The following is a 25,096-nucleotide window of genomic DNA, read 5'->3' as shown; positions in this document are numbered from 1 at the left end:
AGCTGTCTTGGTTTCTAGGTATCAACGCCCGACCTAGTTCTATCCTCGTACGCAAATCACCTCCTCCCAGCGCGTGGTGTATCGCTGACTTAACATGTCTCGGCGCATAGCCCACTTCGGCTTCTTGGGCACCCGGCCGAAGCGTAGGGTACCCCGGCCGTTCTTCTCATTGATCTGGTCAACTATGGCCATCAATCGCTCTGCGCCTGGACGCGGCCCAAGTTCAAAAAAGTCGCCAGTTAGTTCACCGCGCTGGCTCAAGTCCATCAGCAAGATGGAGCATTTCGAGAAGGGATAACCTGGCCGGAAGATTTGCTCCAGGCCACGCTGGGCGAGCGCCAGAATCTCGCGGGTGTCATCGGTCGGTGCCGGGAGGGCTAAGGTCATAGCGTTGGCATAGCGCGGACCGTCGAGGTCGGCCAGCTGCGTCTGTAGGCCGACTTGAATCGTGCTGCACAACGAGTTCTGGCTGCGGAGCTTCTCAGCCGCCCGGCTCACGTAAGCAGTGAGTGCCTCACGAATCGGCGGCAGCTCCTTTTGACGCTTACCAAACATTTTGCTTGAGCAAATAGCCTGCTTCGGTGGCGGTCCCTGCTTGAAACCAATACAACTAACTCCACGCAACTCCCTAGCCGTGCGCTCCATGGTTACACCGAAGGTCTTGCGTAGCGTTGCCGCATCGAACTGCGCCAGATCCCAGGCCGTGGAGATATTCAGAGTGGCCAACTTGGCTGCCGAACGGTGGCCTACACCCCATACCTCCCATACCGGTGCCAAACGCAGTAACTTTTCCTGACGCACTGGGTCAGTCAGGTCTAGCACGCCACCGGTGGCCTTCCATTTCTTCGCAGCCCAATTCGCTAACTTAGCCAGCGTTTTGGTGGTGCTGATGCCCACTCCCACCGGCATACCAATCTCCTGCGCCAAGCGGTCACGGATATTACGACCAAGCGCCTCAGGGTCGGCTACTCCGGTCATATCGCCCCATGCCTCATCAATGGAGTAAACCTCAATCCCTGGAAGCATCTCAGCCATTACTCGCATGACTCGATTGCTGATGTCTGCATAAAGGGTGTAGTTGCTGGAGCGCACGATCACGCCATGTTTGCGTAGCTCCTTTCGAACATCCTTAAACGACGCCCCCATGGGAATGCCTAAGGCCTTAGCCTCTGAGGTACGCGCAATTACGCAACCATCATTGTTGGACATCACAACCACTGGCCTGCGCTTCAGACCCGGCTGGCAAATGCGCTCGCAGCTGCAGTAGAAAGAATTACAGTCGATCAGCGCGAACACCCGGCGGGAAGTGTTCATGGCGCTACGCGGCTGACCACCCAGCTCACTACGCCCCACACCTCGATAACCACATCACCATCCAGCTGCACGTCCGGCACAATCGGATCGGCCGCCTTCAACCATCGCCCGCCAAACAAATCCCGCGCAACCAAGCGCACTCGATAGCCCTCACCGCCCAAGTCGACTACTACAAATCGGTTATCTAGCTGGCATGCCGCACGATTCACGATCAACCGGTCACCCGGGAAGATGCCAAAACCGAGCAGCGTGTCATCCAGCACCTGCACGCCCCAGATATGAGGCGCACCTAGACCAGTTAGGCGGTCGAGGGAGAGACCCTCCTCCTTTTCGTCCTCAGCAGGCGATTGGAAACCGGTTATGCGCAGGTCAGCCACATCGGTGAGCAGGCGTTCCCGCATGCGCTCACCACGAGCAAGAATGGAAAGAGACATCAGAGCACTTCCAAAATACTGTATATAGACACAGTATTCGAGAAGACACCGAGCTGGTCAACCGAGACCAGGAGGGCGCCGACAGGAGGCGCCCTCTCAAGTATTCAGGCGTTGATCAGCTCCTCGCGGAGAATGGTGATCTGTTTGGGCGCATCGATGCTGATGCGGGCTCGGCTATGGCATTCGGTAAAGCCCACATGGATGGTGATCCCGTCTCGTAGCAGCTGCTTAAGGAGCTTTTCGGGATCAATCCGGGATCGATAGTGAGGCGGATCATTTCGCCTTCGCGGCGGGTGACAGTCAGAAATCCCATGGGGGCAAGTCCTTTGCTTATTGAGGGAATATGCGTCCTGCATCGGTAGTCTAGAACAAGGTGACGGAAGTCGAGCCTGCAGCGGTAGGCAATGTGGGAGGGCCAGTTATGTGCGGAGGAGTAGAAGCTCGCGAGGCGGACAAGGTTTGGAGGATCTATTTCCCCAATCCCAAAGCAGCAATTCCAGTTCAAATGGAAGGAAGCGGTCAGCTGGACTGGATTCACTGGGGCAGGCGCAAAGAGGAGCCAGGCAGCAGCCCCCAGGGTGGCTGGGCGCGTCTCAGCACAGTGGAGGCTGGTGGTTGGGATAGATACAAGCCGCGCCGTGGCTTCGGCATGGTGGAGCGCTTCATGGAAAAGGAAGGGCGGCTAGGTGACAAGAACCGGCCGTCACACTGGTTCGACGTGCCGCAAGGGTATGCGTTGGAATGCCTGATAATTGGTGAAGGGGAACAACGGCGAGTGTATGTGGTTACCACCGATCCGCCGGAGGAGTACGCATGGATTCATGATCGGTGGCCATTGCTGGCAGAGCTTAAAACCACCTAGAGCAATCTAATATCTAGAATCTAGTCGTCCACCGTCGGCATAGGCTGCTTCCGGCCTAAAGTAGGCGAAGCGAATCGGACGTCCAAAATAGGACTCCATGATTGACTACAAACGCCTATGAAGCTCGCCCTAGAGCGGTCAGGCCCTAAGCCGGCAAGCCGTGCTCGAGCGCGTGAATCACTTGCAGTACTGCCCTACGGCCCGGCTCAGTAACGAGCAGATCGATCGGCCGCTCGGAGGCTAGCGTCAGAACCGGTGAGGTCAGCCAGCGGAGCGCGCCATCGAGATCTCCCTCATGGAGTTCCATTAAGGCGTCCAAGGTCTCGACTAGACGACAAAACCCCTCGCCTGTCCGGACAGACATCACGGAGTGTCGAAACGAGGTTCCCACCCACGTTGCGACCTGTGTGCGACGCAGTCCCAGTTCATGCGCCAGATCCGCAACCAGCGTAACCGGAAGCCCGGCCAGCACCGCCTGATGCATCCGGTAATGAGTTTTTGGCAAACCTAGCCGATCGTAGAGCTTTTGCATTAGTAGACCACTACAGTTGTCTCTACCAGCTGGGCCTGGCGTTGGGCGTGAAGCGCGTGTTTCCATACGCCCCCGGCAGCATAGCCCTTGAAGTGCTGAGGCGGATTCCAAACCAACTGAATCGCCCCTAATTTCATAGTCACCAACTGACCAGCTGCTTCTGGCTGGTGTCGGCCAACCGTAGATATTGTTGTTGAAGCGCCTACCCGTCTAAAGTCTCCTTATCCTTTTGGGTGATCAAGATGCCAACACACGAAGAAGCGCAACGCCGCTGCCGCGTAGCCCATGTACAGGCCACCAACAATCTTGCGGGCGCTCACATGAGCGCTTTCATGTCCTCGAAAATGGCTGAATATGTGAAGGGCCGCCTTTCCTCGGCTGAACTTGTAGCAGCCGCAAAGGCTCGCTACGGAATCCATGACTGAGTAAGTCAACTCCTTCCACGCCACGGCCTTTCTGGCCCAATCTATGGCCGCACCTATCCAATCTTTGTCCGCCCTCCTAAACGCCGGCTCCTACCCTCCGTGGCCGGCAACTGTCGGCCACGGAGGGCAGGAGCCACTCACTGGCAGTAGAGTCAGTTCTGGACTTCCCCGTCAGCATCAATATCTTGGTCTACACCGATTACTACCCGATCAACATCGCAGGGGCTGCAGCCTTTGCAGGGCCAGCGGCGCTTGTGTTCGCCCACAATGCAGGATTCGATCGGTGCTTTGCTAAGCCATTGAGCCGCATCTTCACCACCAAGCCACGGGAGCGCACAATGCTCCAGCTCGATTGGGCAGGCTAAAATAACGAGCTACGGCTAAACGGGGTAAGTTATTCGTGCATATTTCAAGGTTACAACTCGTCAACTACCGGAATTTCGAATGCGCGAATGTAGTCTTCAACAAGGGCGTTAACACGATCATCGGCGAGAACGGGTCAGGCAAGACAAACCTGTTCCGGGCGTTGCGTCTTTTGCTAGACGACACGCTGCTGCGCGCGGCATATAGGCTCGACGAGAAGGACTTCCACCGGGGCCTTGGCGACTGGCGCGGTCACTGGATAGTCATTAGCCTCGAGTTCGATGAGGTATCCCAAGACGAGGCGATTCAGTCCCTCTTTCTCCATGGGACCGGTAACATCGCCGACGGTGCGATCGGCAAGGCGACCTACAACCTTATTTTTCGCCCCAAGGCGGCAGTCCGGCGGACCCTGGCCGACCTTGCCGCCGGTGATACGGAAGGACTCGCCGAGGCACGTTCGAAGATCACCATTTCGGATTATGAAACGATCTTTACCGGCAAGAGCACCGCAAACTTCCTCGATCCCGAAACCTATAGGCAACTGGTTGGCGACTTCGACGCGGTATTATTTCCCCAAGAACTGACGAACCCCGCTATCGGGGGCGTCATCCCGGGCATGCTCTCGATCTCGCGCGAAGTGTGCTTCACCTTCGTGCAAGCACTGCGCGATGTGGTCTCCGACTTCCAGAACAACCGCACCAACCCCCTCCTAACTCTGCTCAAGTGTCGAAGCGGTGAGATCGATCCGCAGAGCTTCGAGCCAATCACCGCGCTCGTCAAAGGGCTCAACGATGCAATCGAGGGCCTACCAGATGTAGGTACCATCCGCACCGATATCCGCGACACCATCACCGATGCGGCAGGCGAGACCTACTCCCCGCGATCACTTTCGATCCGCTCGGATCTGTCCGACGAGGCCGACCGCCTTTTCCAGTCGCTCAAGCTGTTTGTGGGCGAGAACGAGGAAGAATATGAGGGCGCGATTCACGAGTTGAGCCTGGGCGGTGCAAACCTAATCTACCTGACGTTGAAGCTGCTCGAGTTCAAATATCAGAAGCAGAAAGAGTCCTTCGCCAATTTCCTCGTGATCGAGGAGCCGGAGGCGCACATCCACACCCATATCCAGAAAACGCTGTTCGACCGGCTGAATTTTGATGACACCCAGATCATCTATTCGACCCATTCGACCCACATATCCGAAGTGAACAACGTCGTGAACATCAACATCCTCGGCCGGCAGGACGGACGATGCGAGGTGTTTCAGCCATCTGCGGGACTTGACTCCGGCCAGATTGGCAATATCCAGCGCTACCTCGATGCGGTCCGCAGCAATCTGCTCTTCGCCAAGAGCGTGGTCCTGGTCGAGGGCGACGCCGAGGAGATCCTCATCCCGATCCTCGTTAAAAAAGTGTTCGGGCTCAGCCTGGACGAGCTGGGGATCAGCTTGATCAACATCCGGAGCACCGGCTTCGAGAATGTTGCGGTGCTTTTCCATAACGAGCGCATCCGCAAGCGCTGCGCGATCATCACCGACCTTGACCGCGCGTTTATCGATACGACCAAGGACATACTCGACAGTGACGATAAGGCGGCCGCAAAGAAGAAGGCACTGGGGTCACAGATCGCTGGACTCCAGCGCCAGGCAGTGCTCAAGGAGTTGTGTGACGGGAATCCCTGGTTGTCGGCGCACTTCGCCGACCACACTTTCGAGGTCGATTTCGTCTCCGCCGGCAATGTCGGCACTGTCGTTTCGGTGCTGGGCGACGTCTATAAGGATAGCGGCACCATCGCGACGTCTAAGATGGAGCTGGAATCGGGCGATATCGCACGTTTCGGGACGCGCGTGCTGACGATGGCACGTTACGCCGGAAAGGGGTGGTTCGCCATCATCCTGGGGCGAATGATCACGCCAGAAACTGTCATTCCGGATTACATCCTCGACGCCATCTTCCAAGCACATCTCCCGGTATCCATCCAGACATGGGCGCGTGTCCTGGACTATCGGGTCTCGGTTCTTGCTGAGTCACAACTACACGCGGTAGTGGACATCGACGCGATGCGCGCGCAAATCAGACGCTACTATCGCGGCGAGATCGACTTTGCAGGGGTCCGCGCCGAAATGCTACAGGCCTTTCCGGCCGACGGCATCAACACGATCCTGGCGAGCTTCTAGATGTTTGTCTGGGACAGGAAAGATCTGAACGACGCCCAAGTCGCAGCCATCGAGCATCCAGGCAGCGTCTTCCTCGTTGCCTGCCCGGGGAGCGGTAAAACGAGAACCCTCACCTACAAGATCGCCCGCCTGTTGTCGGAGCTTAAGTCGGACAAAAAACGCGTCGTCGCGATCACCTACACGCACCGGGCTGCGGATGAGATTCACGAACGGATCGAGCAGCTTGGCGTCGATACGAGCCAGCTTTGGATTGGCACGATCCACTCCTTCTGTCTCGAATGGATCTTAAAGCCCTACGGAATCTATCACTCGGCGCTCAAGCACGGTTTCCGGGTGATCAATGCCCATGACACCGAACGAATGCACGAGGAACTCTGCAGCGCGGTGCAGGGCACTAAGCTCAGTAGCTTCGACTGCGCATATTATTTCAAGCCGAACGGCTATGTCCTGACATGCAACAAGACCGACAAGCATGAAGCAATTAGGGGAGTTTTGCGGGCATATTGGAAGGCGCTTCGTGCCGAGCGGCAGGTCGATTTTGAACTGATCCTTTTCTACGCCTATCAACTCATCGAGAATAATCCGTCGATCAGCGTGCTGCTGGGTTCGATCTTCGAATGCGTACTCCTCGATGAATTTCAGGATACGCGGGAAATCCAATATGCGATCCTCGCGTCGATCCTGAAAGCGTCGAAACGCGGTGCGTCCGCCTTCGTGGTAGGCGATCCTAATCAGGCAATCTATGGCTCGCTTGGCGGCTATGCGATTACGGCGGCGGACTTTGGGACGCAGTGCGGCATCGCCTTCAATGAAATGGAGCTGTCAGACAATTACCGGTCGTCATCGCGCATTGTGAGCTATTTCGGCAATTACAACGTCTGGCCTTCGAAGATCGAGGCGGTGGGGAGGAGCAAAGACTACGCGAGCGTGGTGTCGTTCGATCACCAGACGCACCGCGACGCGCTGGAGGAAGAGCTTGTAAGGCTCATCAAATTCAACGTCGAAACGCTCGGGATCGCTCAGCATGAGGTCTGTATCGTTGCGCCTTGGTGGGTCCATCTCGCAAGCATGACACGCAGGCTGGTCGCGGCGCTTCCAGCTTATTCGTTCGACGGCCCGGGCATGGTGCCCTTTGCGCGCGACGTCGACAATTTCTGGTACAAGCTCGCTCGGATCATTCTGACGGAGGCGTCCCCACAGCTCTATGTACGCCGGATGCGATGGGCGGGAGAGATAATCGCTGACCTCAGCGAGGCGGGCGTCGAGGTTCCAGGTTTGGACCGCAAGACACTGCTGCGCGCCTGCAACGCCATCACCGTCACCGAGACCGATGGCCTTGTCTTCCTCCGGGTGTTCTTCGACCAGCTATGTTCCACTTTAGGAATCGATCGCCACACCTGCGCGGCACTCCAGGAGCATCACGACGCTTTCTTTGAGTGCTCGCAGAAGCGCATTGACAAGCTCATCAAGGAAGGCGCTGAGGCGATCGCTGAATTGGCGATGTTCAGGAAGGTCTTTGCGGACCGGACTGGAATCACCGTATCGACGATCCACGGGGTCAAGGGCGCTGAGTATGACGCAGTGATCGCCTATGGCCTGCTAGAAGGGATGGTTCCCCATTTCAGCGATCCGAACCAGGCCGAGACAGCTAAGAAGCTCATGTATGTGGTGTCGTCGCGGGCCAGAAAGAACCTACATCTGATCTCTGAGCGCGGTCGTAGTCGAGGCTGGAGCGGAGATTATCAACCAACCGACGTACTTACTGGATGTGCATTCCGGTACGACCAGCTTTCTTGACGGGTAAGAATCTGGTCGCAAGTGACCGCTCCTGGCCGATTTCTGCCTATCTCGACCGGCAGCTGGCGGCCAAAAGCAGTCATTGAACGTCTATGAAAGACTGGCCGAATCATTCACTAGATAGTTTTATAAACGCAGAGACCTGTGCTCACTTAGTTCATTTTGCTGACGATGGCGTCGCGCGCTGCTGCAAAGTCGACCAGGCCACCAGCGCAACAATAATCACGGCAAATCCTTCACTGGTGCCTACTACACCAAGGCCCAGACCGCCTTTGGCCACTGAGTGCGACAACCAGTCGCCGCAGGACGCGCCAAACGGTCGGGTGAGAATGTAAGCCATCCAGAAGCTTGGCACAGTACCGAGCTTGAACAGGTAATGCGACATGCCCACCAAGCCAATTGCAGCCAAGAACAGTAGTGCAGACATGGCATAACCCAGGCGCATTTCCTCAGCCAACCAGTCGCCTGCCGCCGTGCCCAAGGCAAAGGTCATCAGAATGGCCAACCAGTAAAAATACTCACGTCGCCCCCGATAAATACTGCGGATCGAAAGGCTCCCTTCGCAGGCATACCAGAGCGCAAATGTCAGCGCCAACGCCACACTGAAAAACATCGTGGTGGTGGTTAGTGCCACCCCGTAGGTGTCCACTAAACTGTCGGTCAGCAAGGTGCCAAAAATGCTCACCTGCACCACGCACAACCAGTAAGCCCAAGGCCCGTAACGTGTGCGACGCAGCTGCAGTGCCATGACCAGCAACAACAGTGCACCCATGATCAGCGTGGTGACGGGCAGGCCGACATGCAGCTTGAAAATTAGAAAATCGGCACCGGTTTCCCCTACCGTGGTGGACAAAATCTTGATCAACCAGAACACCAGCGTCACCGCCGGCACTTTATTCAGCGCAATCTCTTCACTTTGGACAGCGTGCATCACATCATCTCTCGTGGAGTCGGGCTGTACTGGATTAATCAACACGCTGTTCACTGCGCTCAACTTGCAGAGCCACAGTGGACGGCATGCAACCACGAAATATATCCAGCTGCGGCTGATAGACCGACGTGCGTACACCCATCAGGCCGATCACCGAGTGGAACAGGTTGTCTTGCGACACCGGCTGGCCAGCTTGCTGACGCAAGCAGTCAGCTGAGATACCGCTGCTGCGCTGCATGCCGTCGGAGAACCACAGCACCATCGGCACGTGGGTCTGTTCACTTGGGGCCATGGCGTAGGGCACCCCATGCAGGTACATGCCGAGCTCACCGAGGGACTCGCCGTGGTCCGACATATAGAGCATGGCCGTGTCCAACCTCGCTGCATTGTTGCGCAACAGATCGATGGTGGCGGCCAGCACATGGTCGGTGTATAGCAGGCTGTTGTCGTAGGCATTGACGATGCTGGCGGTGTCGCAGCGATCGAGTTGCACGTTTTTGCACACTGGAGTGAAGCGCTCAAACGCTGCAGGGTAGCGCTTGTAATAGGCCGGGCCATGGCTGCCTTTCATGTGTAATACCACCACGGTGTCACGCTCGATGCTGTCCAGGTAGGCCTGCATGTTGTGCAACAGCGCCTCGTCGTGGCACTCGCCATCGGCGCAGTACTCGGCAAGCTTAAGGTGCGAGACATCCTCACTGGGAACCCGATCACAGGCACCTTTACAGCCGGAGTTGTTATCGCGCCAGAGCACGCCAACACCGGCACGCTGCAATACGTCGAGCATGCCTTCGCGATTGCCGGCCATCGACTCCTTGTAATCTGCCCGGCCGACGTCTTGAAACATGCAGGGCACCGAAACCGCCGTGGCGGTGCCGCAGGAAGAAGCTTGCGGGTAGTTGATCACATCGCGCTTGGCCAGCTTTGGGTTGGTCGGGCGAGCATAACCGTTGAGCGAGAAGTTCGCCGCACGCGCCGTTTCACCCACCACCACTACAGTCACCAGCGGCCGGTGGTTTGTGCCTACCACACTTATGCGATGTGCGTCGGCGCCAACCACTTCCAGCGTGACCGGTGCAGCCAGCTCGCGCTTGAGGTAGCCATGCACGGCTCCGACCACATTCGACGGTATCAGCATCAGGCGCACCTCACGGTGGTTACGAATCAGTGAGGCGTAAGGCTGGTACTGGCTCATGACCAGCACGGCAAATACCCCCAACAGTACAGCCATGCTACCCAGCTTGGCGGCCAGCTCCCGCCGCCATGTGAGTGGGCGAGTTGGTATACGACTGATCAATAGCGCAGGTAGCACGCCCAACAACAAAAGCCAAAGCAGCAGGCGACCATTGAACAGCTCCGTGGCTTCTGCCACATCAGTCTGTAGCATGTTGGTGAGCATGTTGTAGTCGATGACGATGCCGTAACTGTTCATAAAATAGCTGGCTCCGGCCGATACCAGCACTAGCCCGCCCAGAACCAGTTTTGTCAGCCGCCCCCAGGCCAGCAGGCTGAGCAGTAGGTAGAGCCAGATCCAAACAAACAGCGGCAGGCTTAGCAGGAACAGCGGGCTGTCATTGCTCATGCCGCCCACGCCCTGCCAGACGCTGTGCCAGAACGGCAGGTTCATGGTCAGCATCAGCCACAAAGCAACCAGCATGGTTAGCACGTTACGGCTTAAGGCCACACGCTTAAGAGTTGATTCACGCACAAAGCACCTGGGTAGATTACGAGACTGCCGTAAATCTACTCAGGCCGATGTGAAATGCCTGTCGGGCGGATGTGAAAAAACTGTTGAGTGGTCACTGCCGCGCCTCAGTGTTCAGCCCGTAGCCTGCGGATACACCCCGGTCATGTGTGAGCAGCGCAGAACTCACGAATTTTTCACATTCTTTTGACATGGAATTGAATGCCTACCTTCTAGGATGCAAGCAGTGTCTACCGATGGATATTGCCCATGCTGCCCTCTTCATTACTCGACAAGCCGCTGCCGACTCACTCCGGCGTGCTGCATGGCCTCAAACTGCGCGGCAAACTCGGCTGGCTACGGGTAGCGCAAGTACTGATGATCGTGCTGCTCGCGACGTTCAGCTACATGGGCTGGCGTCACCTTTACCCTGCGGTGGCCGAAACGGGCTGGCGCTATGAGGTTCTGCTCAACGATATCGAGAAAGTCAGCGCCATCGCTCTGGATGCCGAAGGCGGCCTCCTGCTCAGCGAGGAACTGCAAAGTGGTGAGGGACGAATTCTGCGTTACAGCGCTGACGGCAGCCTTGAACCGGTAGAAGCTGGCCTGTCCAAGCCAGACGGCATGGTCAGCTTCCACGGTGGCGTGGTGTTCAGCCAGGAGCAAGGCGATGAGCCCGTGCTCTGGCGGACACCGCAGCGCACCGTCGAGCTGTTTGCCGGCAGCAATGTTGAGGGTCTGGCCAATGATGGTCGCTACCTCTATGCCATTGAAGACCGTCATGGCGATGGCCGCCTGTTGCGCTACGACCCCAGCAACGACACTACCGTGGTTCTGCGCACCGGCCTGGATCAAGCCGAAGCCATTACCGCCTGTCCCGACGGCCTCCTGTTCTATAGCGAGAAGAGCAGCGGCACGGTTTCTCAGCTACACGCTGAAGGTCATGACAGCGTGGTGCTGACGGGCCTTAACCAACCCGGTTTTCTGCTGTGCAACAACGAGGGTTTGTGGATCACCGAAGATGCCACGCATATGGCCCGTCTGTTGCGGCTGGCCCCGGACGGCCAGTTGCATACCGTATTGTCACACCTGCGTTCGGCACAAACCTTGATCGAAACGCGCCCTGGCCACTATCTATTGGCCGAGCAAGGCCGCAACCGCGTGCTGAGCCTGCAACGCGACCCACAGGAAACTGATTGATGTCCGCCATGTCTACTCGCTCTGCCTCAGGCCACAACGGCTTGCGTCAACACCTGCTGTTCACGGCCCTAAGCGGTGTCCTGTTAATCGTGCTGTACAGCCTGCTGCGCCTAGTGTTACTGGCTTATAACCATGAGCTGATTGGTGACACCACAGCCAACGACTTGTTGGAAGCCTTCGGTAACGGTCTACGATTTGATCTGCGCCTGGTGACTTTTGCCCTCGCGCCGCTGATTTTGGTGATCGGCAGCCGGCGCTTGATGGCGGCGCGCACCTGGCAACTGACCTGGCTCAGCGTGGTGATCAGCCTCACCCTGTTCCTCGGCGTACTGGAACTGGACTTCTACCGCGAATTTCACCAGCGCCTCAACGCGCTGGTGTTTCAATACCTCGGCGAAGATCCTGCTACCGTCATGAGCATGCTCTGGCATGGTTTTCCGGTCGCTCGCTACCTGATCGCCTGGGCAGTGGCAAGCTGGCTGCTGTTCAAAGCCCTGCAAGCCATCCATCGACTGACCCCGCCGGCAGACCCGCGTCTCAGTGCAGCGGCAGGCGAGCGCTGGTACTGGCGCATCAGCGTCCTCACCCTCTGCCTGTTCCTCGCCGTACTCGCTGTGCGCGGCACTCTGCGTCAGGGGCCGCCGCTGCGCTGGGGCGACGCCAGCACCACCGAGTCGGTATTTGCCAACCAACTGGGCCTTAACGGCACCCTGACGCTGATTGATGCGGGTAAAGCGCGCTGGTCTGACCACCGCGACAATCAATGGAAAGCCCGCTTGCCAAGTGCCGAAGCGCAAGCCCTGGTACGGCAGATGCTGCTGACCCCGCAGGATCTGCTTATCGACAGCGGCGAGGCGGCGATCCGCAGGATCAGCACACCAAAGCCACACCTGCAGTTGCCGGTACGCAATGTGGTGGTGATCCTGATGGAAAGCTTCGCCGGGCACTATGTCGGCGCCCTTGGTGCACGAGGCGACATCACCCCCAACTTCGACCGTCTGACTAAAGAAGGGCTGCTGTTTACCCGTTATTTCTCCAACGGCACCCACACCCATCAAGGCATGTTTGCCACCATGGCCTGCTTCCCCAACCTACCCGGCTTCGAGTATTTGATGCAAAGCCCGGAAGGCTCCCATGACTTCTCTGGGCTGCCGCAGTTGCTGGGTGATCGAGGCTTTGACGACCTCTACGTGTACAACGGCGACTTTGGCTGGGATAACCAGAAGGGCTTCTTCGGTAACCAGGGCATGAGCCACTTTATTGGCCGCAACGATTATGTCGACCCAGTGTTTTCCGACCCGACCTGGGGCGTTTCTGACCAGGATATGTTTGACCGCGCCGACCAAGAGCTGCGCAAGATGGACCGCCAGCGGCCGTTTTATGCCCTGCTGCAAACCCTATCCAACCACACACCTTACGCCTTGCCAGACCCACTGCCGGTAGAGCCGGTCAGCGGTTTCGGCTCCAACGACGAACACCTCACGGCCATGCGCTATTCGGATTGGGCCCTGGGCCAGTTTTTCGAGAAGGCGCGCAAGGCCCCTTATTTCAAAGACACGATGTTCGTGATCGTCGGCGACCATGGTTTTGGCAGCCCCGAACAGCTTAGTGATATCGACCTGTACCGCTTCCATGTGCCACTGCTGGTGATTGCCCCTGGGGTTCAAGAACAATTCGGCACCCGCAATGACATTGCCGGCACCCAACTGGATATCGTCCCCACCATCATGGGCCGCCTTGGCGGCCCGGTGCAGCAGCAATGCTGGGGCCGTGACCTGTTGGCGCTTGACTCGGCCGATCCGGGCATTGGCGTGATCAAGCCCTCCGGCAGCGATCAGACAGTCGCTTTGGTTTCCGGCAGCAACCTGCTGATCCAGCCACGGGAAGGCGCACCGCGATTGTATAACTACAAGCTGCATGAAAACGCAGGCATAGAGCCAACTGACAACGCCGCGCTGCAAGATCATTTACTGTCGCGTCTGCAGGCCTTTTTACAAATCGCCACCCAGAGCCTATTGAGCAACACCGCGGGGGTCGGCGATACGCAACCCATCACGCGCCAGACCGCCGCACAAGACAACCCATAACGTCGCCAAGATCGAGGTAATCCGGACGGCCCTATATCGAGCCACCCGCACAGTTCGCCGCAGCAAACGCACATCGAGGTTTGCAAGACGCCTGCCGGGCGGATGCTGAGCAGTATTACCCAGCGCGTGACTTAGTAGCGCGCTGGGCAGATGATCAATAACGCGCTGAAAATGGCCGGCGAACCGAGCCTAGTGCTCGGCATATTCTGCGCTGCCAATGGCGTCTGGCCGATACTGAACATCAGCGACAGCCGTGTGGTGATTGCCGTCCATAGCAACGCTGAATAGCTGCCGCAGGCGCTGACCGGCGCACAGTGCAGGTGTGGGGATTGAGTGGGGCTCTATTAGACTCGGGCGGAATGCTGTGGGATGAATTGTCTGCCTGCACGCCTTGCATCAGATTGCCGATGCACCACGCAGACTGGCCATGATGCGTGAGTTCAGCCGAGTCATCAGCAATAGCATGATCATCACCGCCTGGGTCGACGGCAACTGGTAAGACTGCGCCAGGCTGAGACAGGATACAGCACTGGCGTTATTAGCAGCCACGCGGAGGTTGAGGACGAATGTATTCAGTCCGGTGTTCCCAGCCCTGCGATGGATCACAGGGGACACGAGTTGTACCTCGATGGGCTGCTAGATATTAATGCCCGCCCACCTACGACTTGCTAATCAGCGGTGACAACATGACCGGGGCGGGTATCTTAGAAGGTGACTACCTAATCGTCAGTTGTGATGCTGGGAGCAAAGCCTGGAGACGTAGTGGTGACCTGCTTAAGTAGCGACGTTATTCATCTGACGCTTGGGCAGATGCCATAAGTCGTATGTGCTGCAATCCGAGCCCACTGATTACGCGCCGCACAACGTACTAGATGATGACGAACTGATGATCTGGGGCGTTGTGAGCCATAGTCTGCATCATCACAGTACACATGCCTGAGCCGGTGTTTGCCATTATCGACTGCAACAGCTTTTACGTAAGCTGTGAGCGGATAACTCGGTCTTACCTCCAGCGCATCACATCGTCTTGTTAAGCAACAACGGCGGCTTTGTAATTGCACGCCCTGCCGATGAAGAACCCTTCGTGAAGATAGGTGCCCTTTCCATGAGATTCTTGGCGACCTAAACGCCATGGTTTAGTGGCGCTCAGAGCCGTCATTAACATAGCTCTGTATTAAAGCACCGCAAGGCGGTGCCTTTAATGCATGAGAGGGTTAGCGCGCACTAAGATCTTCATCCCGCAGTTCCTCTGGCTGCCAAGCCATGAGCCCTTTCTGGAACGCATGGCTGGCCCCCTGGTAGTAAGCAATATCACGACGCATCAGTCTGTCATCGGTGCCAACAATCGACTCTATGCTCAGCCCCAGAGCATCTTGATGTTTACGCATTCCTCGCCTCGGACTGAGAATCGCAAGATTGTTGCCATCGAAAAGCCCCAAATGCTGGTAGTTACCGATCAGGGCGCGCCCAGCATTACGATCCTCTCGCAACACGTTGCGCCCGAAAAACGTCGAGACGTAGTCGAAATTGAGCATGCCCAGTAAAGTTGGAGCCAGGTCGATCTGACTGACAACATCAGTGAACTCCCTAGGTTCGATTTGCTCCGGAGCATAAATAAACAGAGGTATGTGGTAGTTGGCCACCGGCAAATCTTCCTTACCGGCGCTTCCTGCTGTGTGGTCGGCGACAAATATGAATAGCGTGTCCTTAAACCAGGGTTTTCCACGCGCTTGGGCTATAAGTTGGCCAATGGCGTAGTCGGTGTACTTCACAGCTCCTTCGCGACCGTCACCGGAAGGTATGTCGATGCGGCCTTCAGGGTAGGTATAGGGCCGATGATTTGAGGTGGTCATCAATTGCAGGAAAAAAGGTTTGCCTGCTTTATGGTCGGCATCCGCAATTTTGAGGGTTTGCATATATAGGTCTTCATCCGACATGCCCCAGGCGTTTTTGAAGGCGATGTCAGCCTCGGCAACACTGCTTTGGTCAACAATGCGATAACCATTGCCGCCGAAGAAAGCATTCATATTGTCGAAGTAACCACGGCCGCCGTAGAGAAATACACTGTCGTACCCTTGGGCTGCGAACTGCTGACCCAGGCTCGCATAACCAGCTTCACGACCGATACGTTTGACGATTGAACGTCCCGGCGTTGGTGGAATAGAAAGGGTGATGGCTTCTAGGCCACGATCAGTTCGGGTGCCCGTGGCGAAAAAATTGCTGAATGCCAGGCTTTGCTTTCGCAGCGCGTCCAGATTCGGAGTCAATCCGCGGCTGTCACCGAAACTCCCCAAGTATTTGGCACTCAAACTCTCGATGGTGACCAGAACTACGTTCAGGCGTTTTGGCTGCCCTGGATTATCGATTTCTCGGCGAATGTCTAGCGCATCACTGCCTATGAAACGGGCATTGGGCTCGCTCACCTCGCTTCGCAACAACCCAGCGACGTCGGATTCCGGGAGGGTCGAATAAAACTGCTGGTAGTCCAGTTCATTATTCCGAAATGCGGCAAAGAACTGGAAAGGACCATTACTCGCCAGCTCGCGCTGATAGGCATTACCGCCTAATCCACGGGGTGCGTTCTGCCCGACAAAGCCGCTACAAAGACCAACCAGCAAGAGCATAGCGACCAGACTATAAAATGCTTGCTTGGGTGCCATGCTTGGAGCGTCCAAGGCTGCTGCAAGCGTTTTTCGAAAAGTGAGTGTCAGGCCAATAGCCAATATGGCGAGGAGTGCTAGCAAGGGGTAAATCGGATAGGACTCCAGAATGTTGTTGATCACCTCCTCTGAGTACACCAGGTAATCGACAGCGATGAAATTGAAGCGTACGCCGAACTCGTCCCAGAACAACCATTCAGCAACAGCAGTGAAAAGCATTACATAAAAGCTGAGCCCCATTACGCAGGCCATCAACTTCTTGTGCCAGCTCTGCTGCCATAACTTGCGCGGGCAAAGCAGCAGGTAAAGCGCCATTGGCAAGGTCGCGTAAAGCAGGAAGCTCAAGTCGTAGATCAGACCTACTGCATACAAGCCTACTAGGTTCGAAATGCTGATATTCGCATCTGCCAAGTGGCTAGCCAGCAACAGGCTACGAGTCAGAGCGAATAACGTTAGCCACGTCAGTATGACGATGGATAAGTAGCGAACTTGCGCATAATGAAGCAGGGGCATCGTATGATCCTTTCTGGATGAACGGGCCGCAGCCTGCATTTGCCTCTGTTAGTAGCCTGTCAAAACAACGTGAAAAAAACGTCAAAATCAAAGAGTATTTAACCGATGCGTATTCTAGTCATCGAAGACAATCGCGACATCCTGGCCAATGTACTGGACTACCTGCAGTTAAAGGGCTTCGGCGTCGACTGCGCGCAGGATGGCTTGAGCGGCTTACACCTAGCCAGCACAGGCCACTACGATTTGATTGTGCTCGACATCATGCTACCGGGCATCGACGGTTATCAGGTATGCAAACGTCTGCGCGAGGATGGCCAGAGCGAGGTACCAATCCTTATGCTGACTGCCCGTGATGCGCTTGATGACAGGCTGCACGGCCTCAACGTCGGGGCTGACGACTATCTGATCAAACCCTTTGCTCTATCCGAGCTAGTCGCGCGTATCGAGGCGATTCTGCGCCGCAGCCAAGGCAGCCGAAAACGCCAATTAAAAGTAGCGGATCTGATCTATGACCTGGATACATTGCATGTCAGTCGAGCAGGCCGACCGCTCAAGCTGAATCCCATTGGCCTAAAGCTATTAGCGGTGTTGATGCAGAAAAGTCCGGCTTTAGTACGCCGCGAAGTACTGGAGGATGCGCTCTGGGGAGATGACTGCCCCGATAGTGACAGCTTGAGAAGCCATATCCACCAACTCCGTCAGGTTCTCGATAAGCCCTTCAATGCGGAGCTGCTGCATACCCAGCATGGTTTGGGTTACCGCCTTGCGGAGAAAACTGATGTTAGCTAAACAACCTTTTGCACGCCGCATCCTGCTTGCCTTTGTACTCATGACGGCGATAGTAAGCGGTACTTTTTCTATTGGCATCACAGCGGTGGTGCATTTTGTCGAAGAGCACTTAATTTCCGAGGAGTTACAGCGGGAACTGGACACCGTGCTGCACCAGGACATCAATCGAGGCCAACCACCACGCTTGGACGCTAGTACCCGCTTTTTTTCCTCTGGCCATTCCGAATATGCCATTCCCGAGCAGTTTGCGAATCTGGAAGAGGGCTTCAATGAGGTGGTCGATGGCAATGAGGCGTTCTATGTTTATGTCCAGGAAACCAACAATCAGACTTATCTATTGGTGCAGGAACAACACGAGTTCGAGGCACGCGAGCAGGTTCTATTCGATGTTGTACTAGCAGGCTTCCTACTGACCATCGCAGGTGCATGGGGGCTCGGACTCGTCATGGCGCGTAAGGTGATGGCTCCGGTCAGTCGCTTGGCTCAGCAGGTGCGTCATCGTGACCAATTGCACTCTTTGGCGCCGCCACTTGCGCCCGAATACCCTGATGACGAAATTGGTCAATTGGCAGCTGCCTTTGATAGCACCCTAGGCCAAGTACGTCACTCTCTGGAACGTGAACGGCTATTCACCAGTGATGTCAGCCATGAATTGCGCACCCCATTAATGATCATTGCCACTTCCTGTGAGTTGCTTGCAGAGGTGAAGCTTGAGCAGCGCGAGCGTGTACAGATTGAACGTATAGGCCGAGCGTGCGAGGAGATGCGCGAGCTAGTTCAGACTTTCCTGCAATTAGCCAGAGATAAAACTAATGAAACAGCCTTTGTCGCGAGTAGCAGTTTAGCCACGGTTGCCACTGAGCAAGCAGAGCGATGGGGACCGATGCTCAGAGAAAAAAATCTTGATTTCCAGTGCGTTGAAGAGGGTACGGATATTGGTCACTACAATCCTACTTTTCTCAACACAGTTATGGCCAACCTTCTGCGAAACGCACTGCATTACACCGAGAGTGGATTTGTACGTCTCGTAATAGGATCTGGAGAGTTTCGCGTTGAGGATAGTGGTAACGGCATTCCTTTAGAGCAGCACGAACTGATTTTCCAGCCATTTATACGCGGTACCCAAGCTCGGGGAGATGGCTTAGGACTGGGGCTTTCATTAGTTAAACGTATCTGTAGTAAGCAGGGCTGGACGATCTCTGTCCATAACCTCCCCAACGGGGGAGCATGCTTCAACGTAACCTTGAAAAGCGTTGTTTGACGACTTTTTCACATCCTTTTGACAGGGCCTTGATGCCTAACTCCCTAATGTGACGAGCGTACCTTCTTGTGGACGCTTCGCCATGTCGAAACCAAATCCCATCGAGCTCGAATTTTCGAGCAAATATGACCAAGAGCATGCTCAGCAGTACCTATTCAAACATCAGGATGGTTTGGCTCGGCAGCTGTCGCACTGGCGTGAGATTCAGGTGGCGCGCAAGGCCCTAAAGATTGCGGATGATCCCAATCTGGTGCTGGACTTAGCCTGTGGTGCTGGACGTTTCTGGTCCATGCTGTGCGAGCAACCCAATCGTGTGATCCTTGCCGCCGATAACTCTGTGGATATGCTTGACACCGCATGCTCCGCCCAAAATCCAGAGGTAGTCGCGCGAGTCAATACCTTCCAGACTTCGGCGTTTGATATTGACCTAGGTGTCAATGCGGTGGACTGCATCTTCTGCATACGCTTGCTGCATCACATCGAATCATCTGAGCACCGCTTGGCCATTTTGCGTGAGTTCCATCGCGTCAGCCGCGATAGCGTAATCCTTTCACTCTGGGTTGATGGCAACTACAAAGCATGGAAGCGTCGTCGCCTGGAAAAGCGGCGAGCAGATGAAGGTCGGCCGTCACAAAACCAAAACCGTTTTGTCGTAGCCAAGTCTGTTATCGAGGAGGAGTTCAAACAAACCGGTTTCCATGTCGTCGGTCACCTGGATTTTCTTCCAGGCTACGCCATGTGGCGCACATATGTGTTGCGCAAGGAGGACTGAGTCATGGGCGTAATGACCGAAAAAGCATCGCCGCAGCTCATCACTACAGAATTTGATCGCTGGTGGAATAGCTCCGGTATCTGGGTTGAACCGGCCAACAAGCGACGTGGTGGCGAAAGCGGCGTTCAATTGTTGCAGCAGCGCGATTTAATGCGGACACCCTTGTACTGCAAGCGCCAGGTTGGGCATATCTACCGAACTTTTTTGCATCCATTTGGCCGCCCGACCATCTTGCGTGAATTGCAGGCCTATCGCGCTTTTGCCCGCCTGGGCATCAAGACACCTAACATCGTCTATTGCGCTGCACGGCAGCAGCACGCCAATTGGCAAGCTTTGCTAGTTACCGACGCACTGCAAGGCTTTGTCAGCCTAGAGCAGTGGTACACCAGCAAGAACAGTGCTGCACTCACGAATGCTGTACTAAGACAACTCGCAGCAACCCTCGCACGCTTGCATCTTGCGGGTTGGCAGCATGGTTGCTGTTACCCCCAGCATATCTTCGTTAAGGCCCAGGCAGACAAAAACGGTGCGGTGGAGGTAGATATAGCCTTGCTCGACCTTGAAAAAAGCCGCCGGCGTTTTCGAATCAAAGATGCGGCTCGCCGTGACTTAGGCCAGTTAGGGCGACACCGTGGAGACATACCTGAAACTGACCTGTTATTTATCCATCAGGCCTATCAGCAAGCCTTGAATGGACCTGCTGGAGCGTTGCAACCATGAGTAACAAACCATACAACGACGAATTGGATGCCCTCTCGTTGAAAGGCCGAAGCGGCTTTACCCGCATTCTTTATGCCACTGGATACTCGCTAGCAGGCTTGCGAGCAGCATTTCAGGGCGAAGCCGCTTTCCGGCAGCTGGTGCTGTTAAACGCAGTGCTTATGCCGCTGGCCTGTGTGGTTGACGTGACCCGCAGTGAGCGAGTTCTGCTAATGCTCGTGCCAATGCTTGCGCTAGTCGTGGAACTGCTCAACTCGGCTATTGAGGCTACCGTCGACCGTATTTCTCTGACCATCCACCCGTTGTCCAAGCAAGCCAAGGATATGGGGAGTGCAGCGCAATTAATTGCTCTGATAATGATCACACTTACCTGGGGCTTCATCCTGCTATAGCTCCCAATTAACAAACTATAGAAGGCTGTCCATTTATGCCTGCCCGTAAAACGGCCAGCGAAGGCACCCTGGCGTAGGCATGTCGCACTGATACGCGAAAATTTGCACCGGCCTGCGACCAGGCGACGGGCGCATAATCACCTACCTGCGCGAGAACCCCAGGCAGTTGTCTGCTGCATGCCAAAAGTTACCGTTCAAGAGCAGCAAGTTTTCACAAATTTTTTTTGGTGAAATCACTATTTGCACATCGACCAAGGGTAAGTTTCGATGCGCAATGCGTGAGAGAATCTGACCATTCAGACTCTGCACACACCTCGCTATGCCCTTTATCACAAGTAATTTTTACGAATGCGCCGCCCGCCTGCGCGCCGGCCACCTGGTCGCCATGCCCACGGAAACCGTCTATGGCCTGGCGGCCGACGCGCGCCAGGATGCAGCCATCCAGCAGGTGTTTGCACTCAAGGGACGCCCGAGCAGCAACCCGCTGATCGTTCATCTACAGCGCGCGGAGCAGGTCGTCGAGTGGGCCGCAGAGGTGCCCGCCGCCGCCCAGCGCCTGATGCAGGCCTGTTGGCCGGGTCCGCTGACCCTGGTTTTACCCGCCCGTGACGAGGTTTCGCGCAACGTCACCGCCGGCCAGGACAGTGTGGCGCTAAGGGTGCCGGCCCATCCGCAGGCGCAGGCTCTGCTGGCGGCGTTCGGCGGTGGCCTGGTAGCGCCGTCAGCCAACCGCTACATGTCGATCAGCCCTACCAGCGCCGCGCATGTGGCGCAGCAGTTTGCCGACAGTGACCTTTGGATTCTCGATGGCGGCGCCTGCCCGGTGGGCCTGGAGTCGAGCATTGTCAGCCTGCTGCCCGGTGACAGCCCGCGCCTACTGCGCCGCGGCATGCTCGGCCAGCTTCAGCTGGAGGCTGTGCTCGGCGAGCCGCTGGAAGGTAAGGACGGTGGCGTGCGCGCCCCGGGCCAGCACCATCGCCATTACGCCCCCAGCACTGTGAGCCTGGCTTTCGACCAGGCACCTGCAGAGGCGCTCGCCTCGCCACTTTACGGCTGGCTCTGGTGCGGTCAGGCGCAATCCAGCCAGGGTCCGGCACTAAACCTGGGGAACGAGCCGCAGGCCTATGCGGCCGGTCTCTATGCGGCGCTTTATCAACTCGATGCACTGGGGCTGGAGCGCCTGTATATCCAGCTGCCACCACATCAGGATGCCTGGGCGGCAGTACACGACCGCCTGGCCCGCGCCAGTCAACGGATTTAAGGCTTCACTCCGGCAGTGTTGGGGTCTCCAGCGGCACTTCGGCAAAGCGACTGAAGGCCTGCGCCGCCGGTGACGGATTCTTGGTCCGCCAGCGCACCAGGTACCAGCGGTTGGGGATCGGAAACCCCTCTACATCCAGCTCGACCAGATTGCCCGGTGCTGTGTGAATCAGGGTATGTCGCGACAGGATGGCAATACCCAGCCCCGCCGCGACGGATTCCTTGATCGCTTCGTTGCTCTCGATGGTCATCTGCGGCTTCAGCACCCAACCAAAGCGGGCAAAGTGCTCCTCAATGGCCAAGCGCGTACCGGAACCTGGCTCACGGCTGAGAAACGGCTCCGCAGCCAGTTGCTCCCAGCGAATACGCTGACCGGTGAAACGATGGCCGGCCGGCGCAATCACCACCAGCGGATTATCGGCCAGCGGCATGGCGTCCAGATCCAGATGGCGCGGCGGCTGGCTGAACACATAGAGGTCGTCCCGATTGTCTTCCAGGCGGCGGATCACTTCCGAGCGGTTTGCGATGTTCAGCTCGACCTCAACCTGAGGGTACTGCCGGCAAAAGGGCCCCAGCAGGCGTGGCACCAGGTACTTGGCCGTGGTCACCGCTCCCAGCCTGAGCTGCCCGGCAGTCAGGCCATTGAGGTGAGCCAGGCGCATTTCTAGGTGATCGAGGGCATCGAAGATTTCCCGAGCCCCGGCCTGCACCTCGCGCCCGGCATCGGTCAGGTGTAAGCGCTTGCCCAGTTGCTCGAACAGGTTCATGCCCAGCGCCTGCTCAAGTTTGGCGACCTGCGTCGACACTGAAGGCTGGGCCAGGTGCAGGGCACGGGCTGCTTCTGTCACGCTGAGACGCTCGGCCACGGCGAGAAAGGTTTCCAGCTGGCGAAACGTGGTCTGACGGGTATGGAAGCGCGGTCTCTGCATTGCTAAATACCGATGGTTTTTAGGCTGATAATCTATTTTTGACTATATCAAGTACTGGAGAAAATGCCTGTGTCGTCATTTCAGGGATTCTCGCCATGTCTGCCGCTCTCGCCCCGCATGGGCACCCCGCTGCGTTGAACCAGGTGCAACCCGTTGCCTTCCTCACCTGCCATGACAAGGGCCGGTTAGTCACCGACGCCTTGGCTCCTCTGGGCTTGTGCATCGAATCGATCAGCAGCTACGACACCGACCACTTTGGCACCTTCAGCCGCGACGTCGCGCGTACGGGCAGCGCCCACGACACTGCGCTTAGCAAAGCCAAACTGGCCTGTGCACTAGGCGGGGTGCGCTACGGGCTGGGCAGTGAAGGCAGCTTCGGCCGTGATCCGCACCTGGGCTGGATGCCCTGGGACTACGAAATTCTCTGCCTATGGGATGCAGAATTGCAGTACCCGGTCTTTGCCTTGGCAGGCTCGGGAGCGACCAACTATGCCCAGGTCGAGGTCGACAGCCTGGAAGGCGCCGAGATTTTTATGCAGCGCGCCCGCTTTCCCGAACATGCCCTGATTCTCGGGCGTCCCGGCGAAGCTTGGTTCCGTAAGGGTATTCGCGAGCGCGACTGGCTGCTCGCTCAACTGGACTGGCTGCTGGCGCGCGAACCGAAGATCTGGCTGGAGACCGACATGCGCGCCCATCTGAACCCGCTACGCCAGACGGTGATCCGTGATGCCGCGGGGCAACTGGCGAAGCGCCTGAGCAGCCACTGCCCGAGCTGTCAGGCATGCGGTTTTGCCGTGGCGCGCAGCGAGCCCGGCCTGCTATGCGTGGACTGTGGTCTGAGCACCCCATTAGCGGCCGCACACATCTGGGTGTGCCCGGCCTGTCAGCATGAAGAACGACATCCCGTGACCCAATTAGCCAGTGCCGGCCAATGTGAGCTATGCAACCCATGAATGCTTTCGTCCCTGCAAATCAGCGCTTGAGTCACCTGCGCGCGCTCGAAGCCGAAGCCATGCACATCCTGCGCGAGGTGGTGGCCGTGATGCGCACCCCCTGCCTGTTCTATTCGATCGGCAAGGACTCCACCGTGCTGCTGCACCTGGCGCGCAAGGCATTCTTTCCGGGGCCGCTGCCCTTTCCGCTGCTGCACGTGGACACCGGCTGGGAGTTTGCCGAAATGGGCCAGTTCCGCGACCGCCTGGCCGCGCGCCTGGGGCTGGACATGCGCGTACACATCAACCCCGATGGCGAGCGCCTGAACATCACCCCGTTCTCCGTGGGTTCGGCCAAGTACACCGACATCATGAAGACCGAGGCGCTTAAGCAGGCGCTGGCGCAGTACGGTTTCGATGCCTGTTTTGGCGGGGCGCGCCGCGACGAAGAGAAGTCACGGGCTAAGGAGCGCGTCTGCTCGTTCCGCGACGCGCACCAGCGCTGGGACCCCAAGCAGCAACGGCCGGAACTCTGGCAGCTGTACAACACGCGGATCAACGCAGGCGAGAGCCTGCGGGTATTTCCCCTGTCGAACTGGACCGAACTGGACATCTGGCAGTACATCCACCTTGAAGGGATCGAGATCGTCGACCTCTACCGGGCGGCGCCGCGCCCAGTGGTCGAGCTGCATGGCACGCTGATCTGCGTGGACGACGAGCGCCTGCTGGCGCACCTCACCCCAGAGCAGCGCGCGAGCATCCAGACACGCTGGTTACGTTTCCGCACCCTCGGTTGCTACCCACTGACTGGCGCTGTCGAGTCGAGGGCGCAATCGCTGCCGGAGATCATCCAAGAAATGCTGCTGACCCGGACCTCCGAACGTCAGGGCCGCATCATCGACCATGACCAGGATGGCTCGATGGAAAAGAAGAAAATCGAGGGGTACTTCTAACCGGCTCGCAGTACTGAATAAAAAGCCGCCTGAATAAACAGGCGGCTTTTTGTTTGCGCTACGCGAAGCCGGCGGCGCGGACTGACCGAGATGTGACAAGGCCGTGCCCTATA

At 57.0% G+C, this 25,096-nt stretch carries 23 protein-coding genes and 1 pseudogene; 16 read left to right on the top strand and 8 right to left on the bottom strand.

What is annotated here, in order from left to right; genetic code table 11:
• Nucleotides 1-39 precede the first annotated feature (39 nt).
• Nucleotides 40-1,314: a Y-family DNA polymerase gene (locus CUR33_RS05320; protein ID WP_289238913.1), complete on the bottom strand. Its 1,275-nt coding sequence runs from the start codon at nt 1,312-1,314 to the stop codon at nt 40-42.
• On the bottom strand, nt 1,311-1,748 hold the full coding sequence (locus CUR33_RS05315) for a S24 family peptidase (protein ID WP_289238912.1): 438 nt from the start codon (nt 1,746-1,748) through the stop codon (nt 1,311-1,313). The genes CUR33_RS05320 and CUR33_RS05315 overlap by 4 nt, the downstream gene beginning before the upstream one ends.
• Before the next feature lie 421 nt (nt 1,749-2,169).
• Here CUR33_RS05315 and CUR33_RS05310 point away from each other — a divergent pair, with 421 nt between their 5' ends.
• Nucleotides 2,170-2,610 carry a hypothetical protein gene (locus tag CUR33_RS05310; RefSeq protein ID WP_289238911.1) on the top strand — a complete coding sequence of 147 codons (441 nt, stop codon included), beginning with the start codon at nt 2,170-2,172 and terminating at the stop codon, nt 2,608-2,610.
• Nucleotides 2,611-2,755: 145 nt separating this feature from the next.
• Here the strand turns inward: CUR33_RS05310 and CUR33_RS20610 are convergent, their stop codons facing one another.
• Nucleotides 2,756-2,917 carry an MbcA/ParS/Xre antitoxin family protein gene (locus tag CUR33_RS20610; RefSeq protein ID WP_354000949.1) on the bottom strand — a complete coding sequence of 54 codons (162 nt, stop codon included), beginning with the start codon at nt 2,915-2,917 and terminating at the stop codon, nt 2,756-2,758.
• A gap of 467 nt (nt 2,918-3,384) precedes the next feature.
• Here CUR33_RS20610 and CUR33_RS20605 point away from each other — a divergent pair, with 467 nt between their 5' ends.
• The 3 genes from CUR33_RS20605 to CUR33_RS05300 all read left to right on the top strand — a co-directional run bounded on the left by CUR33_RS20605 (nt 3,385) and on the right by CUR33_RS05300 (nt 7,900).
• Nucleotides 3,385-3,567, top strand: a complete 183-nt coding sequence (locus tag CUR33_RS20605) for an antitoxin VbhA family protein (protein WP_160085578.1) — start codon at nt 3,385-3,387, stop codon at nt 3,565-3,567.
• 400 nt (nt 3,568-3,967) lie between these two features.
• Nucleotides 3,968-6,103: an ATP-dependent nuclease gene (locus CUR33_RS05305; protein ID WP_160085579.1), complete on the top strand. Its 2,136-nt coding sequence runs from the start codon at nt 3,968-3,970 to the stop codon at nt 6,101-6,103.
• Nucleotides 6,104-7,900, top strand: coding sequence for a UvrD-helicase domain-containing protein (locus tag CUR33_RS05300; protein WP_160085580.1), 1,797 nt, complete (start codon nt 6,104-6,106; stop codon nt 7,898-7,900).
• Nucleotides 7,901-8,057: 157 nt separating this feature from the next.
• Here CUR33_RS05300 and CUR33_RS05295 read toward each other — a convergent pair whose 3' ends face one another.
• Together CUR33_RS05295 and CUR33_RS05290 are read right to left on the bottom strand one after the other, a co-directional pair.
• Nucleotides 8,058-8,831: a COG4705 family protein gene (locus CUR33_RS05295; protein WP_289238910.1), complete on the bottom strand. Its 774-nt coding sequence runs from the start codon at nt 8,829-8,831 to the stop codon at nt 8,058-8,060.
• Nucleotides 8,832-8,865: 34 nt separating this feature from the next.
• Nucleotides 8,866-10,515, bottom strand: a complete 1,650-nt coding sequence (locus tag CUR33_RS05290) for a phosphoethanolamine transferase (protein WP_289239506.1) — start codon at nt 10,513-10,515, stop codon at nt 8,866-8,868.
• A 270-nt stretch (nt 10,516-10,785) separates the two neighbouring features.
• Here CUR33_RS05290 and CUR33_RS05285 point away from each other — a divergent pair, with 270 nt between their 5' ends.
• From CUR33_RS05285 to CUR33_RS05275, 3 genes are all read left to right on the top strand, one after another.
• Entirely contained in the window at nt 10,786-11,715 is a 930-nt protein-coding gene (locus CUR33_RS05285; RefSeq protein ID WP_289238909.1) for a hypothetical protein, read from the top strand.
• 8 nt (nt 11,716-11,723) lie between these two features.
• Complete coding sequence (locus CUR33_RS05280) at nt 11,724-13,802, top strand: LTA synthase family protein (RefSeq protein WP_374725300.1); 2,079 nt, start codon at nt 11,724-11,726, stop codon at nt 13,800-13,802.
• Nucleotides 13,803-13,952: 150 nt separating this feature from the next.
• A complete protein-coding gene (locus tag CUR33_RS05275; RefSeq protein ID WP_289238907.1) occupies nt 13,953-14,090 on the top strand; it encodes a hypothetical protein in 138 nt (45 codons plus the stop codon).
• 108 nt (nt 14,091-14,198) lie between these two features.
• On the opposite strand, the gene CUR33_RS05270 is transcribed toward CUR33_RS05275, so the two are convergent.
• Nucleotides 14,199-14,351 carry a hypothetical protein gene (locus tag CUR33_RS05270; RefSeq protein ID WP_185965360.1) on the bottom strand — a complete coding sequence of 51 codons (153 nt, stop codon included), beginning with the start codon at nt 14,349-14,351 and terminating at the stop codon, nt 14,199-14,201.
• Between the two features lie 383 nt (nt 14,352-14,734).
• Between CUR33_RS05270 and CUR33_RS20680 the strand changes: the two are divergent.
• Nucleotides 14,735-14,898: pseudogene (locus CUR33_RS20680) on the top strand (DNA polymerase V subunit UmuC); the annotation flags it as partial.
• A gap of 118 nt (nt 14,899-15,016) precedes the next feature.
• Here CUR33_RS20680 and CUR33_RS05260 read toward each other — a convergent pair.
• Entirely contained in the window at nt 15,017-16,975 is a 1,959-nt protein-coding gene (locus CUR33_RS05260; RefSeq protein ID WP_143508057.1) for an LTA synthase family protein, read from the bottom strand.
• A gap of 105 nt (nt 16,976-17,080) precedes the next feature.
• On the opposite strand from CUR33_RS05260, the gene CUR33_RS05255 reads away from it, so the two are divergent.
• The 6 genes from CUR33_RS05255 (at nt 17,081) to CUR33_RS05230 (ending at nt 22,170) form a co-directional block, all read left to right on the top strand.
• Entirely contained in the window at nt 17,081-17,764 is a 684-nt protein-coding gene (locus CUR33_RS05255) for a response regulator transcription factor (protein WP_289238906.1), read from the top strand.
• Nucleotides 17,754-19,025, top strand: coding sequence for a sensor histidine kinase (locus CUR33_RS05250; RefSeq protein WP_289238905.1), 1,272 nt, complete (start codon nt 17,754-17,756; stop codon nt 19,023-19,025). Before CUR33_RS05255 ends, CUR33_RS05250 begins: the two co-directional genes overlap by 11 nt.
• 82 nt (nt 19,026-19,107) lie before the next feature.
• Nucleotides 19,108-19,797, top strand: a complete 690-nt coding sequence (locus CUR33_RS05245; RefSeq protein WP_143508056.1) for a class I SAM-dependent methyltransferase — start codon at nt 19,108-19,110, stop codon at nt 19,795-19,797.
• Between the two features lie 3 nt (nt 19,798-19,800).
• Nucleotides 19,801-20,517 carry a lipopolysaccharide kinase InaA family protein gene (locus CUR33_RS05240; RefSeq protein WP_289238904.1) on the top strand — a complete coding sequence of 239 codons (717 nt, stop codon included), beginning with the start codon at nt 19,801-19,803 and terminating at the stop codon, nt 20,515-20,517.
• Entirely contained in the window at nt 20,514-20,909 is a 396-nt protein-coding gene (locus tag CUR33_RS05235; protein WP_289238903.1) for a diacylglycerol kinase, read from the top strand. Before CUR33_RS05240 ends, CUR33_RS05235 begins: the two co-directional genes overlap by 4 nt.
• A 319-nt stretch (nt 20,910-21,228) precedes the next feature.
• Nucleotides 21,229-22,170, top strand: a complete 942-nt coding sequence (locus CUR33_RS05230) for an L-threonylcarbamoyladenylate synthase (RefSeq protein ID WP_289238902.1) — start codon at nt 21,229-21,231, stop codon at nt 22,168-22,170.
• Between the two features lie 4 nt (nt 22,171-22,174).
• Here the strand turns inward: CUR33_RS05230 and CUR33_RS05225 are convergent, their stop codons facing one another.
• The gene (locus CUR33_RS05225; protein ID WP_003245867.1) at nt 22,175-23,098 is read right to left on the bottom strand and encodes a LysR family transcriptional regulator; all 924 of its coding nucleotides are present in this window, start codon (nt 23,096-23,098) and stop codon (nt 22,175-22,177) included.
• A 95-nt stretch (nt 23,099-23,193) separates the two neighbouring features.
• Here CUR33_RS05225 and CUR33_RS05220 point away from each other — a divergent pair, with 95 nt between their 5' ends.
• Together CUR33_RS05220 and cysD are read left to right on the top strand one after the other, a co-directional pair.
• Nucleotides 23,194-24,051: a DUF6671 family protein gene (locus CUR33_RS05220; protein ID WP_234427171.1), complete on the top strand. Its 858-nt coding sequence runs from the start codon at nt 23,194-23,196 to the stop codon at nt 24,049-24,051.
• Nucleotides 24,048-24,983 carry a sulfate adenylyltransferase subunit CysD gene (gene cysD, locus CUR33_RS05215; RefSeq protein WP_045734604.1) on the top strand — a complete coding sequence of 312 codons (936 nt, stop codon included), beginning with the start codon at nt 24,048-24,050 and terminating at the stop codon, nt 24,981-24,983. The genes CUR33_RS05220 and cysD overlap by 4 nt, the downstream gene beginning before the upstream one ends.
• Nucleotides 24,984-25,096: the final 113 nt, after the last annotated feature.

The organism is Pseudomonas sp. FEMGT703P, from assembly GCF_002786345.1.
In the GTDB taxonomy this organism is placed as follows: domain Bacteria; phylum Pseudomonadota; class Gammaproteobacteria; order Pseudomonadales; family Pseudomonadaceae; genus Aquipseudomonas; species Aquipseudomonas peli.
The sequence above is the reverse complement of the archived record's forward strand: the minus strand, read 5'-3'. Positions and strand labels throughout refer to the sequence as shown.

Excerpts from the sequence above, each read along its gene's own strand:
- CUR33_RS05320 (WP_289238913.1), bottom strand. The coding sequence starts at position 1,314 with ATGAACACTTCCCGCCGGGTGTTCGCGCTGATCGACTGTAATTCTTTC.
- CUR33_RS05315 (WP_289238912.1), bottom strand. The coding sequence starts at position 1,748 with ATGTCTCTTTCCATTCTTGCTCGTGGTGAGCGCATGCGGGAACGCCTG.
- CUR33_RS05225 (WP_003245867.1), bottom strand. The coding sequence starts at position 23,098 with ATGCAGAGACCGCGCTTCCATACCCGTCAGACCACGTTTCGCCAGCTG.
- CUR33_RS05285 (WP_289238909.1), top strand. The coding sequence starts at position 10,786 with ATGCTGCCCTCTTCATTACTCGACAAGCCGCTGCCGACTCACTCCGGC.
- CUR33_RS05280 (WP_374725300.1), top strand. The coding sequence starts at position 11,724 with ATGTCTACTCGCTCTGCCTCAGGCCACAACGGCTTGCGTCAACACCTG.
- CUR33_RS05250 (WP_289238905.1), top strand. The coding sequence starts at position 17,754 with ATGTTAGCTAAACAACCTTTTGCACGCCGCATCCTGCTTGCCTTTGTA.
- cysD (WP_045734604.1), top strand. The coding sequence starts at position 24,048 with ATGAATGCTTTCGTCCCTGCAAATCAGCGCTTGAGTCACCTGCGCGCG.
- CUR33_RS05255 (WP_289238906.1), top strand. The coding sequence starts at position 17,081 with ATGCGTATTCTAGTCATCGAAGACAATCGCGACATCCTGGCCAATGTA.
- CUR33_RS20610 (WP_354000949.1), bottom strand. The coding sequence starts at position 2,917 with ATGGAACTCCATGAGGGAGATCTCGATGGCGCGCTCCGCTGGCTGACC.
- CUR33_RS05295 (WP_289238910.1), bottom strand. The coding sequence starts at position 8,831 with ATGCACGCTGTCCAAAGTGAAGAGATTGCGCTGAATAAAGTGCCGGCG.
- CUR33_RS05230 (WP_289238902.1), top strand. The coding sequence starts at position 21,229 with ATGCCCTTTATCACAAGTAATTTTTACGAATGCGCCGCCCGCCTGCGC.
- CUR33_RS20605 (WP_160085578.1), top strand. The coding sequence starts at position 3,385 with ATGCCAACACACGAAGAAGCGCAACGCCGCTGCCGCGTAGCCCATGTA.
- CUR33_RS05240 (WP_289238904.1), top strand. The coding sequence starts at position 19,801 with ATGGGCGTAATGACCGAAAAAGCATCGCCGCAGCTCATCACTACAGAA.
- CUR33_RS05300 (WP_160085580.1), top strand. The coding sequence starts at position 6,104 with ATGTTTGTCTGGGACAGGAAAGATCTGAACGACGCCCAAGTCGCAGCC.
- CUR33_RS05235 (WP_289238903.1), top strand. The coding sequence starts at position 20,514 with ATGAGTAACAAACCATACAACGACGAATTGGATGCCCTCTCGTTGAAA.
- CUR33_RS05260 (WP_143508057.1), bottom strand. The coding sequence starts at position 16,975 with ATGCCCCTGCTTCATTATGCGCAAGTTCGCTACTTATCCATCGTCATA.
- CUR33_RS05220 (WP_234427171.1), top strand. The coding sequence starts at position 23,194 with ATGTCTGCCGCTCTCGCCCCGCATGGGCACCCCGCTGCGTTGAACCAG.
- CUR33_RS05245 (WP_143508056.1), top strand. The coding sequence starts at position 19,108 with ATGTCGAAACCAAATCCCATCGAGCTCGAATTTTCGAGCAAATATGAC.
- CUR33_RS05310 (WP_289238911.1), top strand. The coding sequence starts at position 2,170 with ATGTGCGGAGGAGTAGAAGCTCGCGAGGCGGACAAGGTTTGGAGGATC.
- CUR33_RS05275 (WP_289238907.1), top strand. The coding sequence starts at position 13,953 with ATGATCAATAACGCGCTGAAAATGGCCGGCGAACCGAGCCTAGTGCTC.